Origin of the sequence: Prevotella corporis DSM 18810 = JCM 8529, assembly GCF_000430525.1 — a bacterium.
GTDB classification, from domain to species: domain Bacteria; phylum Bacteroidota; class Bacteroidia; order Bacteroidales; family Bacteroidaceae; genus Prevotella; species Prevotella corporis.
On the sequence record NZ_AUME01000001.1, the window covers coordinates 94,125 to 112,577 of the forward strand.

General features: G+C 43.0%; 15 protein-coding genes. 12 read left to right on the forward strand and 3 right to left on the reverse strand.

The window, feature by feature from the left end; all coding sequences use genetic code 11:
- Window positions 1-219: 219 nt before the first annotated feature.
- A complete protein-coding gene (locus tag H515_RS14335; protein WP_154653599.1) occupies window positions 220-396 on the forward strand; it encodes a hypothetical protein in 177 nt (58 codons plus the stop codon).
- A gap of 132 nt (window positions 397-528) precedes the next feature.
- Here the strand turns inward: H515_RS14335 and H515_RS0100355 are convergent, their stop codons facing one another.
- Complete coding sequence (locus H515_RS0100355; protein WP_025875174.1) at window positions 529-1,278, reverse strand: ThiF family adenylyltransferase; 750 nt, start codon at window positions 1,276-1,278, stop codon at window positions 529-531.
- 375 nt (window positions 1,279-1,653) lie between these two features.
- Here H515_RS0100355 and dnaK point away from each other — a divergent pair, with 375 nt between their 5' ends.
- From dnaK to H515_RS0100400, 9 genes are all read left to right on the forward strand, one after another.
- Entirely contained in the window at window positions 1,654-3,555 is a 1,902-nt protein-coding gene (gene dnaK / locus H515_RS0100360; RefSeq protein WP_025875172.1) for a molecular chaperone DnaK, read from the forward strand.
- A 225-nt stretch (window positions 3,556-3,780) separates the two neighbouring features.
- Window positions 3,781-4,335, forward strand: coding sequence for a helix-turn-helix domain-containing protein (locus tag H515_RS0100365; protein WP_025875170.1), 555 nt, complete (start codon window positions 3,781-3,783; stop codon window positions 4,333-4,335).
- Entirely contained in the window at window positions 4,332-5,582 is a 1,251-nt protein-coding gene (locus tag H515_RS0100370; protein ID WP_025875168.1) for a site-specific integrase, read from the forward strand. Before H515_RS0100365 ends, H515_RS0100370 begins: the two co-directional genes overlap by 4 nt.
- A 363-nt stretch (window positions 5,583-5,945) precedes the next feature.
- Window positions 5,946-6,344 (forward strand): helix-turn-helix domain-containing protein, encoded by a 399-nt coding sequence (locus tag H515_RS12730; protein ID WP_025875166.1) that lies wholly within the window; start codon window positions 5,946-5,948, stop codon window positions 6,342-6,344.
- On the forward strand, window positions 6,322-7,812 hold the full coding sequence (locus H515_RS0100380) for a DUF3987 domain-containing protein (RefSeq protein WP_025875164.1): 1,491 nt from the start codon (window positions 6,322-6,324) through the stop codon (window positions 7,810-7,812). Before H515_RS12730 ends, H515_RS0100380 begins: the two co-directional genes overlap by 23 nt.
- Window positions 7,813-7,987: 175 nt before the next feature.
- A complete protein-coding gene (locus H515_RS0100385) occupies window positions 7,988-8,857 on the forward strand; it encodes a BT4734/BF3469 family protein (RefSeq protein ID WP_025875162.1) in 870 nt (289 codons plus the stop codon).
- Window positions 8,858-8,959: 102 nt separating this feature from the next.
- A complete protein-coding gene (locus H515_RS0100390) occupies window positions 8,960-9,322 on the forward strand; it encodes a plasmid mobilization protein (protein WP_025875161.1) in 363 nt (120 codons plus the stop codon).
- Window positions 9,315-10,250 (forward strand): relaxase/mobilization nuclease domain-containing protein, encoded by a 936-nt coding sequence (locus H515_RS12735; protein ID WP_161625393.1) that lies wholly within the window; start codon window positions 9,315-9,317, stop codon window positions 10,248-10,250. Before H515_RS0100390 ends, H515_RS12735 begins: the two co-directional genes overlap by 8 nt.
- A 25-nt stretch (window positions 10,251-10,275) precedes the next feature.
- Window positions 10,276-11,394: a hypothetical protein gene (locus H515_RS0100400; protein ID WP_025875157.1), complete on the forward strand. Its 1,119-nt coding sequence runs from the start codon at window positions 10,276-10,278 to the stop codon at window positions 11,392-11,394.
- 62 nt (window positions 11,395-11,456) lie between these two features.
- Here H515_RS0100400 and H515_RS0100405 read toward each other — a convergent pair whose 3' ends face one another.
- Window positions 11,457-12,260 carry a tyrosine-type recombinase/integrase gene (locus H515_RS0100405; protein ID WP_154653600.1) on the reverse strand — a complete coding sequence of 268 codons (804 nt, stop codon included), beginning with the start codon at window positions 12,258-12,260 and terminating at the stop codon, window positions 11,457-11,459.
- Between the two features lie 82 nt (window positions 12,261-12,342).
- Between H515_RS0100405 and H515_RS12740 the strand changes: the two genes are divergently transcribed.
- Both H515_RS12740 and H515_RS12745 read left to right on the forward strand, forming a co-directional pair.
- Window positions 12,343-13,422 (forward strand): Eco57I restriction-modification methylase domain-containing protein, encoded by a 1,080-nt coding sequence (locus H515_RS12740; protein ID WP_407635959.1) that lies wholly within the window; start codon window positions 12,343-12,345, stop codon window positions 13,420-13,422.
- A 25-nt stretch (window positions 13,423-13,447) separates the two neighbouring features.
- Window positions 13,448-14,488: an Eco57I restriction-modification methylase domain-containing protein gene (locus H515_RS12745; protein WP_211231988.1), complete on the forward strand. Its 1,041-nt coding sequence runs from the start codon at window positions 13,448-13,450 to the stop codon at window positions 14,486-14,488.
- A 44-nt stretch (window positions 14,489-14,532) separates the two neighbouring features.
- Here the strand turns inward: H515_RS12745 and H515_RS0100420 are convergent, their stop codons facing one another.
- Window positions 14,533-18,453: an Eco57I restriction-modification methylase domain-containing protein gene (locus H515_RS0100420; protein WP_028901425.1), complete on the reverse strand. Its 3,921-nt coding sequence runs from the start codon at window positions 18,451-18,453 to the stop codon at window positions 14,533-14,535.

Genomic DNA, 18,453 nt, shown 5'->3' on the forward strand with positions numbered 1-18,453 from the left:
AATCAACCAGCCTTCTCTTGATGCTGTAATCGTTTGATAATGACGACTATATACATTCTATCAACAAAAGGTCAGCTATCGTAGTGTGATAGCTGACCTTTTGCATTGCAATAGCTAACCTTTTGCCTCGTGAAAGCTCACCGTTCGGCAATCGGTTGTGATTTTTTTTTACGGTGGATTAAAAGTGGATGGTTGTCGGTCAAGAGATACTCTAAGTTGATGAAACTCTCATCGTACTGGCTGTTGGAGCATTCCGTTCCAAAACTGATATGTCCTTTTCGTAGCGGATGTGACAGACGTGCCTTCGCCTACAATCATGCGCATATTGCTATCGTTGAGTGCGGTAATCGTTCTATGCATGGTGCTGTGGTTTTCCTCTTGGTTATGCACCTCTGATCTTCCTCACTTCCACAACAGGTTGATAGATACATACAGCATCCATCTTCCTATGGTGTGGTGTAGTATCCGTCAACATTGTACGTTGTTGTGCGATTCATAGAGGCCACCTTTAATGAATGCCATCTGGAGCTAATCCAACAGTGAGGAAAAATAGAATTTCGGGAAATATTTAACGGGCCTGCCCGTGGCAAGATGGAAAATGGCATTGGTGCAAAGGCCAGCCGTAATCCACGAGGCGATGGAGAGTTGAGGCAGCGGAAGAGTGTCCTTCTCAGCCCTGTACTGGTTGAGAATCTGCTCCAACCACGGTTGGGGATTCTGCCAAAAAGCACTGTATCCTGTTACATAATCGGCCACTTTCATCTCGAATCGTGAAGGAATGTCCGACAATTCCGACAGCGAGTGGCGCGATGGGTCGGCTATGGTGAGGAATCCCGCCCATCCGAAATTGTAAGGGTGCAGCACCGGGATGTTTCTCTCCTTGCATTGCTGGGCAAAGACGAATGCACTCTCGTCATTGTCATCCATTGCCTCGACTGCCACATCTTGATTCTCCAGTATGTCATTTGCATTCTCTTTCGTGAAGAATTCGTTTCTAAATGTGATGTGGGCTTTGGGATTGATGTCAGAGAGACGCTTCGCCAGACATTCGGCCTTGGGCCGTCCTATATCGGAAGAAGTGTAGTTCTGTCGGTTGAGGTGACTTTCCTCCACCTTGTCGCCATCAATTATGGTGATGTGTTCAAAGCCAAATCGGAGCGCGCATTCCGCAACGATGCTTCCTATGCCTGCTCCGCCAATGATAATCCTGAAGTTCTTGATTGTCTCCTGTTCTTTCTCGCTCACGTAGAGTCGGTTGCTGGTGTATCTATTTTCCATTTCACGTATTTTATTTTCTGCAAAAATATCATTCGTTTTCAAATGTAGCACTACACAAAAGGGTAAAAAACAGACTTATTCATGGAAAAGAAACAATTATTAACCTAATTCGGTCATTGAGGCCAACATAGGTCAGGAAGTTATGTACGTTGTCAAACTAAATAGTGCTTGATGCCTTGTCGCATACTGTTTGCCTTGAAAAAAGGAGAGGGATACCGTACTGCCATGATGTGACAACTTGTCATAATTATATTGTTTGCGAAGCCTCGGCACAGCGTTTGTTATTAGAAGAGCAGGTCGAAAGACCCGTGATGAGTTAATAAAGCGGCTCATCACCTAAACATTGACAACAACAAAATAAAAATTTATACGATTATGGGAAAGATTATTGGTATCGACTTAGGAACTACAAACTCATGTGTTTCAGTATTTGAAGGCAATGAGCCAGTAGTAATTGCTAACAGCGAAGGAAAACGCACCACACCGTCCATCATTGGTTTCGTGGAAGGTGGCGAGCGTAAAATTGGTGATCCTGCAAAGCGTCAGGCCATTACCAATCCACAAAAGACGGTTTATTCCATCAAACGCTTCATGGGTGAAACCTACGAACAGTGCTCAAAAGAGGCAGAACGCGTTCCTTTCAAGGTGGTAAACGAGGGTGGCTACCCACGCGTGCAGATTGACGACCGTAAATATACTCCGCAGGAAATCTCTGCAATGGTGCTTCAGAAGATGAAGAAAACAGCAGAGGATTATCTCGGACAAGAAGTTACAGATGCAGTCATCACCGTGCCTGCTTACTTCTCCGACTCACAGCGTCAGGCTACCAAAGAGGCTGGACAGATTGCAGGTCTCAATGTACAGCGTATTGTGAACGAGCCTACGGCCGCAGCGTTGGCTTACGGTGTGGATAAGGCAAACAAGGACATGAAGATTGCCGTATTCGACCTCGGTGGCGGTACGTTCGATATCTCCATCCTCGAATTTGGCGGTGGTGTATTCGAAGTACTCTCTACCAATGGTGATACTCACTTAGGCGGCGACGACTTCGACCAAGTTATCATCGACTGGCTTGCTGACGGATTTAAGGCCGACGAAGGTATCGACCTCCGCAAAGACCCGATGGCGATGCAGCGTCTGAAGGAAGCTGCAGAGAAAGCAAAGATTGAGCTTTCAAGCACCACAACAACCGAAATCAACCTGCCTTATATCACCGCCGAAGGTGGAGTGCCAAAGCACTTGGTGAAGAGCTTGACACGTGCACAGTTCGAACAGTTGGCACACAGCCTTATTCAGGCTTGTCTTGTGCCTTGTCAGAACGCTATCCGCGATGCAAAGCTCTCTACATCAGATATCGACGAAGTGATCCTCGTAGGTGGTTCAAGCCGTATTCCGGCCGTACAGACATTGGTGAAGAACTATTTTGGCAAGGAACCCTCAAAGGGAGTGAACCCCGACGAGGTAGTAGCCGTAGGTGCAGCTATTCAAGGTGCTATCCTTAATAAGGAGAGCGGTGTGGGCGACATCGTATTACTCGACGTTACTCCGCTGACACTCGGTATTGAGACAATGGGTGGTGTGATGACAAAGCTCATCGATGCCAACTCCACCATTCCTTGCAAGAAGAGCGAAGTGTTCTCAACAGCAGCCGACAACCAGACGGAAGTAACCATCCATGTACTTCAGGGAGAACGCCCGATGGCAGCACAGAACAAGTCAATTGGTCAGTTCAATCTCACAGGTATCGCCCCGGCTCGTCGTGGTGTGCCACAGATTGAAGTAACATTCGACATCGATGCCAACGGTATTCTCAACGTATCTGCCAAAGACAAGGCAACAGGCAAAGAGCAGAGCATCCGCATCGAAGCATCCAGCGGTTTGAGTGAAGAGGAAATCAACCGTATGAAGGCAGAGGCAGAACAGAACGCAGCAGCCGATAAGGCAGAGCGTGAGAAGATTGACAAGCTCAATCAAGCCGACTCCATGATTTTCACCACGGAGAACTTCCTTAAGGATAATGGCGACAAGATTCCGGCAGACCAGAAGTCGGGCGTCGAGAGCGCATTGCAGCAGCTCAAGGATGCTCACAAGGCAGCCGACGTAGCAGCTATCGACACCGCCATCAACAACCTCAACACCGTCATGCAGGCAGCTTCTCAGCAGATGTACAGCCAAGCTGGTCCACAGCCGGGTGCGGACGCTGGTCAGCAGGCTCAACAAGATCAGCCAAAGCAGGACGACACTATCCAAGATGCAGACTTTGAGGAAGTCAAGTAAGGCACGATAAATATCTGATAAGATTTAAAAAGAAAAGGGGTGTAAATCAACGATTTACGCCCCTTCTTTGTTTTGTTAATCTTTGTTTCTCTGCTTGTTTCTTATTGATTTTTGGCTTATATTTGCGACATAATTGCAACACGTACTTAATTGGCGACAATACCATACTTGTGTGTACATAATACCACTTATATTACTTATGATAACTTAAAAGGAGATAGGAAGATGTCAAAGGCTAAATTTGAAATTAAACGCAAATGTGAGGTTTGTGGAAAAGTGTTCATGGCGGCAACCTTAGAATCAAGGTATTGCAGTCGTCGATGTACCAACATTGCCTACAAACAGAGAAAAGTTGAGAAGGCAGAACAAGAGCGATTACAGAAGATAGCAGAAAGTGTGCCTGATGCTCGCGATTATATTACAGTTCAAGAGGCTGTTGCAATGTTCAACGTCAGTAGAGGAACCATTTACAGACTTATTCATGAAGGAAGTGTTCCGGCAATCAATGTTGGACAGAGATTAACAAGAATCAGCAAATCTTCTTGCATTGCCCTATTAACGGCCAGAGACTTCAACCCTCCTAAAGTTGATCTGGGTGATGGTATCTATAATATGAATCCAGACCACTGCTACACCATTGGAGAAATATCTAAGAAATTTGATGTAGATGATAGTACCGTTTGGGCACATATCCGAAAATACTCTATTCCAACTCGCCAGATAGGTAACTATGTGTATGCACCAAAATCCGAAATTGATAAACTATACAGCAGTCTATGAAAAAGCCATTTCAATATACGAGAGTTACGGTGAAGCTGCGCACGTCAAAGAAGCTCAACGAGTGGTATTTACAGTTGGAAGCCTATCCTGTGTTCAAGGCTGGGGAAGAGAAGCCCATTCGGGTAGTAGAATCCTTGAATCGTTCCATTACTACCCCGATATGGGATAGCGTGGGCAGTACCCGTTCCGGCAATCATAAGGCTAAACGAGACAGGAATGGTATAATTCAATGCCGTTCCGATAGAGACCAAGAGATATGTATCTTTGCGGATCAAGTACGGAAGATGCGTCAACACGAATATGATATGGTGGCACTCTATCCAGAGAGAGAAAGAGAGAAACTGGAGCAGGAAGCACGTGGCAAGGAAGATTTTATCGCCTATTTTGAGAAAATCACCTATACACACCATCCTAACTCTTCCGATTCTATCATCGCCAACTGGGAACGCACGGCAGAACTACTGAAACTCTATTCAGAAAAGAAGCCTATCCCCTTCAATACCATCAGTGTAAAATGGCTTGAGAATATAAAAATATTTTTCTTACAAGCTCCACAGGGTGGTTTCAAGAAAGGAACAATTTCTCAAACCACAGCATCTACCTATTTCTCCATCGTAAAAGCAGGACTTAAACAAGCCTTTGTAGATGAATACCTGCTTACCGACATCAGTGAGAAAGTGAAGGGCATACCCTACAAGGGCAAGCAGCGACAAGCACTAACCATCGAGGAGGTGAATCGGTTGGTCGAAACGCCTTGCAAGCAAGACGTAGTAAAGCGTGCATTCCTTTTCTCTGTTCTGACAGGTATGCGTCATTGCGACATCAAGCAGCTGAAATGGGGACATATCATCAACACGAATGGTACTTGGCAAGTGGAGTTTACCCAGCAAAAGACTTCCGAAGCAACCTATCTGCCTATCTCCGAACAGGCATACCATCTTTGCGGTGAAAGGAAATCGTATAATCGTATAGTCTTCGAGGACTTACAAGATGCTTCATGGATTAACCGACCGCTTACCGAATGGGTGGAGGCAGCTGGTATCACAAAGCACATTACCTTTCATTGTGCCCGCCATTCCTTTGCCACACTGCAACTTACGAATGGCACCGACATCTATACTGTCAGTAAGATGCTTGGACACACTAACGTGCGTACCACTCAAATCTATGCAAAGGTAGTAGATGAAAAGAAAGAAGAGGCAGCCAACGCCATCCAAATCAAAGGGATTGATGGCAAGAAGAATTAAAGCTGATGTTCGCCAAAGTAAAGTGAATACACGAATAAAAGAGGGAAGGAAACTCATCCAAAAAATCCTTAAATCGTAGCACCTCGTTGATTATCAGTGAGGTGCTGTGATTTTGGTGCTATTCTAAACGTACTAACACCACTGTTCCACCAATATTTTTCTACATTTTACAGCCTTTTCAACATACTCGAAGGCTTAATAAACAGCAACAATAAGGTTCTCACATGGATTTTATACAGCGTTAGACTGCTCCGTATAAAATCGTGTTAATTGTTTTAGTGATTTTATGGTGCTCACGTGGTGCATTTGGACACCATGAGAGCACCTTTTACTTTTGCCTCCAGAATTTACAACGATAGTAATATGGAAAAAAGAATTCAACGTCTGGAGGATATGCCACAAGCATTGACCTACCTTATAGATAAGGTTGATTCTCTGGAGCAAAAGGTCACAGAATTATCCGTAAGCCACACTTCTGAACCTTCCAAGCAAAAGGAATGGATGAGTATTACAGAGCTGTGTCAGTATCTGCCCACTCACCCCGCCAAGCAAACGGTTTATGGTTGGGTAAACAATAAGCAGATACCTTACTATAAGCAGTCGAAGAAACTGACTTTTCTCAAATCAGAAATCGACGACTGGATGAAAGGTGGAAGCAGAAAGAGCCGTGAGGAATTAGAACGTGAAGCTGCTGAATACATTGCAGGAAAACGGAACATGAACTTTAGTACGGAACATTATGGCAATCATAGAAACGGTTAACGGTAAGTATGACACCGAGAAATGCGAGCTTCTTCATGTTGAATATTCAAAGGAAAAGAAGAAAGAAACGACTGTGGTAGAAAATATGAACCCTGCAATCAAGTGTGAGCCAACCATCCTGAAATCGGGAACCAATATCGTTACACAGAGGTATCAAATCAATGTCCGTCCTGATGCACTTATGGAAAAACCTGATCATCTTTTACCGTCTGATTATCTCATGCCGGAAGTGCATACTCTAGCCGATATGATGGCCTCTACCATGAAGTGTTCTGAGGATATAGTGCTCTCTACTATTTTTGCAGTAGTGTCGGGAGCTGTAGGCAGTAAGGTATTGATTGATGATGGTGTCTACCACAATCGTGCAAACATTAATGTGTGCCATATAGCTCCTCCGGGAAGCAACAAGACGCAGCCTGTTAGCAAATTAGTAAAACCGTTGGAAAAAATAAGCAGCGAGAAGATGTTGGCCTATCGTGATGAACTGGAGCGGTGCAAGCGTGAGAAAGATAATTCAGAAACACCTCATCCGCAGATACTCTTTGTTACCAATCCTACGCCAGAAGCCATCAATAAGACCTTGGCTTTCAATACGCATGGCCTGTTTGTGCGTAGGGACGAGTTGTCTGGATTTATTGATGACCTTTGCGGACGTTATAGTAATGGTGGCGGTGGCGTGCCAGACTTCCTTTCCACGTTTACCAACGAGAGTATTTCCATTATTCGTTCTGGAGAAGACCCATTGGTAGTTTCATCCCCTTACTTGACAGTAGTGGGTGGTATGCAGCCAAAGGTTTTGACTTCTGTATTGGGAAAGTCACAGCTTGCTAATAGCGGCTTCAACTATCGGTGGTTATTTGTAGCTCCAGAAATTCAAATCTCTACCGAACGTTCACATGAGGGAATGAATCAAGAGCTACTCAATTGGTGGGAAGTGTTGATACGTCGATTTCACAACATGGCACCTATGAATCTTTTTTTTAGTACAGAAGCTCAGAAACTGCTGGATGACTATTATTGTGAAATAGCTCTAAAGAAAGTGAGAATGGAAGACGACTACATGGATGAAACCCGTAACAAGCTTTTTATCTATGCAGAAAAATGGGCTGCTTTGGCTACACTACTGCATGGGGACGAAATGGATGTGTTTGATGGTAATAGATCAATTTCCAGTAATCTGCATTTTCCGAGAGACCGCCCTTGCGAGCCTATCATCACTGAAGATGCTACAGCTTATGCAATCAACTGCATGAGGGTATTTGAGAGATGGGCAGAGAAAGTGCATCAACTTATAGAAGCAGGTCAGAATAAAGCCGCTATCACTTTAGCAGATGCAGTGAGTACATTGAACCGCTACCACCCCATTCTGAATAAAAAGCAGTTTGCTGAGAGCTGTGGTTTGACACGTGAACAAATTTACAAATATTTACCCAAAACAACGAACAATGAGGTTACATCTGAAAAATAGGAAAATGCTGATAAATAAAGGCTCTAACAGGTGTGTAACCTGTAACTCTGTAAATACAAAAAACACGTCATCCGATGGAACACGAAGTTATGTGGTTACAGTTACATTCTCTCTGAACCCTTTTGTTTTAGGGCTTTCTTACAATAGTGGTGTGTAACCTCTTAAAAATTGAACTATGATATTTGATAAACATATTTCATATTATCACAATGTACGGGATAATATTGGTACAGAGATAAGGCTTTCCTCGTTTCTCTTCGATGAGAGCCACAGGGATTTAATTCAGCAAATTCGCCAGACACAAGACAAGAAAGTACGAGCAGAACTGAAACGGATGTTGCCCTGCGCTACTATAAGCGGTAGGTTCTCACCCACTCGAAAGACAGAAAATCTAGTGGAACATTCTGGGTTCATCTGCTTGGATATAGATGGACAGGACAATATAAATATCAAAGACTGGGAGAAATTGAAGATACAGTTAGCCTTGATACCGCAAATTGCTTATGCAGGGTTAAGCGTAAGCGGTAAAGGACTATTTCTATTAATACCCATCAGACATCCAAACAGTCATCAAGCTCATTTCCTGCAACTGGTGGATGATTTCTGTGCAATGGGAATAGTTCTCGACAGAAACTGTAAAGATGTTACCCGACTTCGGACAAAAAGTTTTGATGCCTCTCCGTATGTCAATGAACATGCCTGCGTATATAATAAGGTAAAGATAATAGAACAGCATCATACTCTTTTCTATGCCGAGGCACATGGTCATGATACATTGAATTGCGTTGCTGCCTGTTGTGAACAAATAGACCGTAGGAATATTGACCTTACTTCTACTTATGAAGACTGGCTAAAAATCGGCTTCGCACTGGCATCACTCGGAGAAAGTGGCAGACTCTTCTTTCATATTTGCAGTCGGCAGAATGCTTCCTATAAGTCTGCGGAAACAGACCGCAAGTTCAACAGCCTTTTGAAAAGTAACGGAAATATCACAATTGCCACTTTCTTTATGGCTTGCAAAAAGCTGGGGATCAGTTGGGCATAACCCTTCAGTGGCAAGTTTGTGTTATGGGTGCCCCATAACCTCGTCCCTGCCCTGTGTGACGAGTCATCCCGCTGGTCTATGATTTATAAAAACGAAAATGTTATGACAAGAAACGCCGGAGGACGACCACCTCTAAAAATAGAAGAAAAACTAAACTACCACGTCTCTGTAAAAATGAACACGGAACAGTATTACACATTAAAGAGCAAAGCCCAAAGTGCTGGAATGAGTATGCCTGAGTTTGTCCGTGTGTTGATATTCAAGGCGAATATCATACCACGACTGTCAAAAGATGAAGCGTGGCTTATTCGTCAATTATGTGGCATGGCTAACAATGTCAATCAATTGGCTCACAAGGCAAATGCCGAGGGATATTTTATGGTAGCCAGAGAGTGGGAACAAAAAACGGTACTTATAGATGAACTCATTAATCGTATTAAAAATGTTCGGAAAAATCATGATTAGAACTAACTTCAGACGTGTTGTAGATTATGCCATCGACATGGAGAAGAATGCAGAATTGATAGATTCTGAAGGTATACGCATAAGGGATAATGCCTCAATTGTCGAGAGCTTTGACGCCCAGGCACAGATACGTCCACAGGTAACCAATAAAGTAGGACATATTGCCCTTAGTTTCTCACCTGAAGACCGAGAGCGTTGCACCAATGAATTGTTGGTAAGGGTTGCACAGGAGTATATGCAACGAATGGGCATTGCCAATACTCAATACATTGTCGTACGACATCATGACCATGAGCATCCTCATGTCCATCTGATTTATAATCGTGTCAACAACGAAGGAACAACCATCTCGGACAGTCATCAGCGTGACAAGAACAGAAAAGTTTGTAAAGAACTGACGGTGAAATATGGCTTATATATTGCTCCGGGGAAAGAGCTAGTGAATAGAAAACGCTTACGGCAGCCAGACAAATCGAAGTATGCCATCTATGATGCGCTGAAAATAGCACTTCCCCATTGTACAAATTGGCAAGATCTGCAAAGCGCACTATCCGAACAGGATATTTCCTGTGAGTTTGTTTACAGAGGACAGACCGGCGATATTCAAGGTATCGTATTCATCTTGAATGGGTATCGTTTCACTGGTTCAAAGATTGACCGTCAGTACAGTTATTCAAAGATAAATAAGACACTACAGCAGAATCAACTGGCAACAGAACGACAAAAACGCTTAGCATCTCCAGTTTTCTCTTTTCATGCCACAAGTTCCGTGGGTATGTCGCACGTTCACGCACCCTATCACAATTTCTCCAATGTATTGAATCAGAGTACCAATGTCCACTCTCGTAATGCGGAGAACGAAGTAGGTGGCTATGACGATGTGGATGATGAAGAAACCTTCAAGCGTAGAAATGGGCTAAAAGTTTAGTAATAATCATACACGCAATAGAAATATGGATATAAAGATTATAAACGTCCTCTTCACCGATAAGATGAAACAGGGCAAACTACTGGTAAAGAAATTAGTAGAGTTGTACGGAAGGGTTGTAGATTTGAGTCAGCTGATTGATAAGGAGGCGGAGACTGTCCTTCCCCTGTCAGTTGATGTACAGAAGTTTTTAGGCGAAGAACCGTCTCAATCCTCTGTGGAAGGGTGGGCAGAACGTATCAAGATGTTCTTTCAGACATTACTCTCATCTGTTGATGAGACTTTAAGACTTATTGATGTTGCAACGATGAAATTGCAGAACAGAACAAGAGAAAACGCTGAAAAAGGGGACCAAAGTCTCACCAAATCCGATCTGATAGATATGTGGAATGCAGAGGTACTCGAATTTGAGGTAAACCAACAAATTAAAGGTATAGATGGGGAGCCAATTACTGTTTTTGAGAACTTCAAAGAACGACCAGCCGAGTTTCTTCTTAGAATGGATTACGAACTACGCAAGGGCAGCAATAGGCTGGATTTGTTGACAGACAAGATGAACGATACTGCACAGAAACTGTTTGCCGAAAGAATTTCCCAAATAGTAGTGGAGAAAACTACAGGTAGAATTGCCACTAAGATTGCAAATCAGGCTACAGAGAAAATAGCAGAAGCCATCAATACACAACTATCGAACAATAGGATAAAAGCTAATAGTGAGCAGGAAAACTATCATGAACAGCAGCTATCCAAACCACAGGATCATGTACCGCTGTCTGGCTGGAAACGGTGGGTGCCGGTGTTTCTCAATAATGAAATTCGGTGTCTGTATGTCTTTATCACGTTTTTGTTGCTGATTATCGTCTATGTTAGGTTTGCCTATGGGGAAAAGACGAACATCATTAATAGATATGAAAGCCTATTGCAGGATAATGCTGACAAAGCATTGCAATTCGATTACATACAAGCTATTGGCAGAGCAACGCCGAAAACACTCCTTAGACTGGACTCCATCTTCGTTACCCATCGTTCACCAGAAGCGATAGAGAGGATAAAGGAATATGTAGCCAATTATCAAGTCGAACAAAAAGAAGCCATTGATAAGCATATCCGCGAGGACTTGCAGAGGAAAGAGAAGCGGAAGTAGAAGTCTTGTAGCAAAATCCCTTACCCTAATACCATGCTGGTATAAGGCAAGGGATTATTATTCTACCATGTGATAACTTTATCAACGATTTCCTGTTGTTCCGTCGCTGTGCGACGCAAATAGATACGGGTAGTCTCGATGCTCTCATGTCCCATCAGGTCGGCAAGCAAGGAAATGTCGTTGAACTTCTCTAAGAAGTTCTTGGCGTAGCGGTGCCGGAAAGAATGAGGATAGACAACCTTTGAGTTCAGCCCATATTTTGCAGCAAAGTGTTTCAACTGCTGGGCGATGCCACGTGTGGTTATCCTTTCTCCAAAACGGTTGAGAAATAGATAGCCACTTTCCCTCTTGTCAGCGGATAACCACATAAGGGCTTCCTCTCTTAGTTTTTTTGGAATGAACAGACGACGAATCTTTCCCCCTTTGGTATAGATGTCATAATAACCCACGCTTACGTGCTCCACCTTTAGCTGTACCAGTTCGCTGACCCTCGCGCCTGTGGCGGCGAGAAATCGCACCACAAAGTACCATTCCTGATTTTTCTCCTTCTTTAATTTGTTTTTCAGGAAGATGTAGTCGGCATTGCTGATAACATTCTCCAAATAGGTGCGTTGCTGCACCTTTACTGATTTCAAGCGCAATTGTGGTTTATGCACAAAATCCAGATACTTATTTAAGGCCTGGATGCGCAGGTTGACGGTCTTGGGCTTGAACGCCTCAATGAGGTGCGTCTTGTAGAGCAACAAGTTCCTCTTTGTTAATTCTTTATACTTAGATTTGAAGTCTTTAACGGCATAGATGTAAGCCGTAATTGTGTTCTCTGCTATATTCGATTGCACGAGAAAATCTTTGAATTTTTCAACCATGATATTCTATATTTTGAAACGGTCTTTATTTATTAAATAATTATAGACATATAGCTAATTCTGTAATATATCGCCTTCTCACATTAAGTATTATAAGAACTTAATTGAGAATATTACCCAACACCCAGACCTCGTGGTGAATACATTCCATGATGGAAAGAGATTCTGGGAAATTAATGAGATTGGAAACATGAGATTGGATGCAGTAATAGGTAATCCACCATATCAAATAATGGATGGGGGAAATAGTGCAAGTGCATTGCCTGTATATCAACATTTCGTTTCTCTATCAAAGAGACTTAATCCTCACTATATTTCTATGATAACCCCATCTCGGTGGTTCGCTGGTGGACGTGGGCTTGATGAATATCGTGAAGAAATGCTGAAGGACAGCCGAATGACAGTAATAATAGATTATGCTGATTCAAAGGAATGTTTTCCAACGGTTACAATCAGCGGTGGCATCAACTATTTCTTGTGGAGCAGGTCACATACTGGTTTGTGCCGCATTATTAATGTCACCAAAGGTGTTCATCAAGAAATGGATAGAGCTTTGGATGAATATCCTGTTTTCGTAAGGTCAAACCTTTCGATTAGCATTATTCGTAAGACGAATCATCCAGCAACTAATAGCTTGTCTCCATTAGTCCTTCCATCTAATCCATTTGGCTTTCGAACATACGTAAGAGGCAAAGTAGCGCCGTTTACAGGTAGTCTCCGTTTTATACATAGTGATGGTATTGGATATGTAGCTCGTTCTGAAGTGACTAAATGTATGGATGCAATAGACACATACAATGTAATTACAACGAGAGCTATGTCTGGTGGCAATAAACCTAATGCTGATGGTAGTTATCAGATTATTCCTGCCACAATGAAGGTAATGAAGGCTGGAGAAATCTGCGCTGAAACATACATTTGTATTGGAAAATTTGAAACAGAAATAGAGGCAGAACATTTGATGCACTACCTTTCAACTAAGTTTGTCCGCTTCCTGATGCTACAAGCTATGACATCTATCATGATTAACAAAGATGTTTTCCGCTTTGTTCCCTTACAAGATTTCACTAGAGATTGGACGGATGAGGAGCTATACAATCAATATGGCTTAACAGAAAGTGAACGTGATTATATAGAGTCTATTATTAAGCCTTTAGGCTGATAGCGAACTTCCTTAAAACGCTATTATAGGAAATCCACCATACCAACTTACTGTTGCCAAGAAGGATACGGAAAACGGACAAAAGGTCGTAACAAATATTTTTCACTATTTCCAAATTATTAGTGAAAAGATGGCAAGATATACATCCCTTATCTATCCGGGAGGGCGCTGGATCCATCGTTCTGGAAAGGGATTATCCAGTTTCGGACTTGAACAAATCAATGATACACATTTGCAAAAGATAATATTTTATCCAAATGCAAATGAGTTATTTAGCCAGCAGGGAATTCCTGATGGAATTTCAATTGTGATGAAAGATTCTAAAAAGAAAACAAAAGGTTTTGTTTATGTATATTCGGTAGACAATAATAGGATTGAAGCGGATGCCCCCAATCCTGGAGAAGAACTAATGCCTCTTAATCCGTTGGACGTAAAAGTCGTAGGGAAAATAAAATCTTTTGTGTCAGATAATAATTTAACCTACTTACATGATTCAATTTTCCCAAGAACACTCTTTGGAATTGAAAGTAGTTTCGTAGAGGAGCACCCTTTACTTGTGCGAGAATATGAATCAGACGTGGTGATGAATTTTGACAGAGATGTAAAACTTTTTACTAATGACAAAGCTGGCAAAAGTGGCAGGGCTTGTTGGTTTGTTATCGATAAAGATAATATACCAACAGGACGACAATATCTGAACAAATGGAAAGTTGTAGTGTCAAGTGCCAATGCCGGAGGACAAAAGCGTAGCAACCAACTTGCCGTACTTGACAATCATAGTGCCTTTGGACGTTCGCGTGTCGCCCTCAAAGTTTTCGACACAGAAAGCGAAGCTCGAAATTTCTATAAGTATGTTAAGAGTGAGTTGATTAGATTTGCGTTCCTAATGACTGATGAATCTTTAACATCGCTTGCCAAGCAAGTTCCTGACTTGAAGGACTATTCTGATGGCAACCAATATATAGATTTCAATTCTGATGTTACCGAGCAACTTTATGGATTGTTCGATATCGAGGCTGAAACACAAAGTCACATTAAAAAAATACTTTCAAAGAAAGCAGAATAACAGGAATGTCCCTATTCTTAATTTACGGATAGGGACATTAACTATTATTCCATTGGTTTTATCACAGATTCGATGTATTTTATTTCTTCGTCAGTAAAGCTATATTTAGCATAAAGGGCTTCATCAGTCCAAGATCTTGTAAAGTCCTGCAAGGGGACAAAGCGAAAGTTTCCGCGTGATATATTCATAGATGTGAGGGACTGAAGCAAAAGAAATCTCAATGTTTTTGTCTTTATGTATTTTTCAAGATTTATAGCTTCTTCTTTTTTTTCAAATCTGCCTATAACCAAATAAGAATCTGTACACACATCGTTCGGATTTGCAGTCTGAATTGTTGCAATTACCTTAACTTTCCCATTTTCATCTGTTTCCCCGATATGTCCACTTAGCACTTTACCCATGAACACTTTGTGCTTATTGATGGAATTTATTCCAGACTTTATTTCAGATAATGGCAAATAGCCTGTGCCTCGACTGGAATATACAGTGACATCAGATGATTGCATCCGGCTATTTACACCTCTAACTGACGAATCAAGATTATAAATATTACGGGCAGACACTATTCCCATAAGACTCTCAAAAGAGGTCGCTAACACTTTTTCTATAATAGGTAGAGCCTTATTATACCTGACGAACACATCATATTCATATAATTGCCTTGTCGAAGAAATACGCTCTGAATTTACAACATTTGTATATTCGCAATTTCCTAAATAATTTTTATTCCAGAGGAAATAGCATATCCCACCACTGATATTCGCAGTTGGGAAGCAATCCTTTGGGTTTGGGTAATCCACCATACGTTGTATGCGTTTATCAGATAGCATTGATTCTCTAAAGCCATCAAGTCCCTTTCCGCCTGAATACCATCTCGCTGGCATGATCATAGACAAGTAGATAGGCTTTATTTTCCTTGCAATATCTACAAATAGATTGTATATTGATACAGCACTTGTATTGGATCCTCCTCCGTCCATCACCTGATATGGTGGATTTCCTATAATAGCGTCTATAGTCATATTCTCATCATTGTTTATTCCCCAGAAGTGCTTGCCGTCCTTGAAGGTATTTACCACCACGGCAGGCTGATGGGTGATGTTTTCTATTAAGTTCTTATAATACTTAGCATTCACAGTTGTATCACGGAAGCCCGCCAATGTACGCTTCGTGATACTTCGGGCCATCGGCGTCTTGCAGATAACAAGGATGTTGTTCTCGATGGTCAAGTCCCAAAGCTGCATGGCAAAGGCATGTCCTATTTCCCCATATTTGGCTTTTGCTGCTTCTACACGAGTGCGATAAATGTTGTAGGCCACGTAAAGTGGATAGAGACCGCTCTTGCTGTTGATTTCGAGAATGCGTGCTTCGGGACGAAAGACGTCTTTTGTCACTTGACCTTGATTCACATAACGAGGGACTTCGAGTGTGTGCTTAAACTCTTCGTCGTAGAAGCACAAGCCACCCAAACAGTCGCTCATGTGCATATTGACCACACGCCAGGGGGTGAGTACGGTCTCCTTGTCAGGGTTGCGGAAGGTGTTGAAAATTCCGGCTATTCGCTCAATGCGCTGTTCGACGGTGAACTTGTCTGCCGTTCGCGCCATTTCACGAATGCGCTTGCCTGCCTCACGGAATACGTCTGGTTCGTAGAACCGCTTGAACTTTTCAAAGACTTGCTTCGTGACACCTTTGGGCATAAATTCTTCCCATGACTGGTTGTCTACAAGATTTGCAAAGTTGTCAATGGTGATTTCATCATCCTCATTTATCAACTCCGCGCCAAAGATGAGCAAGGGCATACGAATGGAGATACCCCGAAGGATAGAAATGGCCTCTTTGCGCTGGTTATGTTTCTTTTTCAGCTCTTCTAGTCGCTTTTGCTCTTCCGGGGATCGCTCCTTCTTAGATTTCTTTTCCAGCTGTTCTTTCTCTTCGTATTCCTCATTGGTAAAGCCTTGGCTGTTCACGTCAATGTCGCCGGTCTTGGCCATAGCCTTGGTCTTGCCGATGATGCCTTTCAGGTCTTTGAAGTCGGTGAGGTCAACATCTGTGAGTTTCAGGAGCTCGTCATTATAGAGTGCACCATTTTCAAATCCACACTGCACCACCTTCTCTATCTGCGCTTTCTTCAGCTGTCCCATCATCTTGTTGACATCATACGGCTTCATCTGTGAACCGTCGATAGAGATAATAGGGCAGAAATTGAGGAAGTCGCCCAGGATTTTGCGATCCTCATCTGTAGCCTTGCCCACTTTGGCCGATACCTTGGCTGCCTCTGCCAGCACACGGAGCGTGCGGTCGGGGGCAAAGTCGAAAGCATAACACTGCTGCTTCATGCGTCCCTTGTACGTGAAAGGTGTCTGTACACGGAAGATGGTCTGCATATAGCTGGCAGCACTGGTGCTGTATGAACCGGCCATCATAAACACGGCAGTCCAAGGCTTGATGCTCACGCCTGTAGTCAGACGACCGCATGAGAGCGTGATGGTATAGGTCGCATCCGGGTCCGGACCAATTGTTTTTTTGACCATTTGGAGCGCGTCGGCATTTTCCTCATCCTCATCACCATTTCCAGCCACGTTCACAATCTCGAAGAGTCCAAAGACGGGGTGTGCTTTTAGTTTGGCACTCAGCGCTCGGGCAGCCTTTACACCAGGCAGAATCCATAGCGTGTGGCGAAATATACGGCGATACTCATCACGGCTGTATGGATAAAGGCTGTCTTTGTCGTCACGGCACAAGAGCGTGAGGAAGTTGTCCACATCGTGTTCGTGGACAAAGGTGTCGTCTTCACGGGTACGGAAAAACTCGCGGAAGTTGAAAGCCTTCTCATCATCGGCATAGTCGCTCATGAGTGTGCCTAAGTCATAGGTATAAATATTGATGGCGGGCAATGATTCGTAAGGGTTAGGATCGCCCATGTGGGCAATATCCCATTCAGCCTTAGCCCGCTGCTCCATCACATAATCCCAAGTAAAGATTTCATCTTCGGAGTGCTCATCAAGAAGATTAAAGGGGGTTCCAGAGAGCTGAAGCACCTTCGAGTCTGCTTTAGTCAGTTCCTCAATAACCGCCTTGCCCAATTCCGTCTGTGTTCCCTCATGTGCTTCGTCAATAATCAGAAAATCCCACGATGTCGAAAATAACTCATTGTTCTTATCAAATTTGCCTCCTACCAATTCTGAGCCTCGCATATCCTGCATGGAAGCAAAATAGACATATCTGTCTCCCTTAGATGCAAGGTACTCCAGAGCCTTAAAAGATTCACCTTTTGTTCGTGAGCCATAATGATAATCAGGGCGATCATAGAATATCTTCCCAAAATCCTCAAACCACCCTTCGTCGACAACAGGACGATGAGTGAGTATCATGGTTCGCTTCATTTCCAAATCCCTTGCCACACGAAGGGCACAAAGTGTCTTTCCAAAGCGCATCTTGGCATTCCATAGCATTTGATTCCCACGGCTAAATACTTTTTTGGTCTTGTCTATGGCTGCTTGTTGCTCTGGGCGGAAGATAATGGGATTCAGTGTGGTAGATATATCTCCGGGATGCAGACTTGTCAGTCCTTGCTTAACGGCAGCTATGGCTTTCTTTACCGTTTCAAGGTCACAGCAATACCATTCGTTAGCACCTTTCACCGTGTCGAAAAGCTTTTTCTTTACACCTGAGCGTTCCAATACGCTATGTACCTGCTTGTCATTGAATGAACATATAGTTTTTTTAAAAAAGACGGTCATTTCTGTATAAAGCAGCGTGTAAGCAATACCGGCAGTTGTCGTGTACTGGTCAATGCGCTTGCGAGCCGCTTTATTCAGTGTGTCGCTGCAAGGCGCGGGGAAGTCGCCATGGTCTTCCTCCAATGTTGTTTCACCAATCTTTAAGCAGTCCTTATGCCATTCGTCTTGAATGGCAAAGACATAAATGAGCCGTGATTTCAGTGATGATTCAAATGTAGCCAT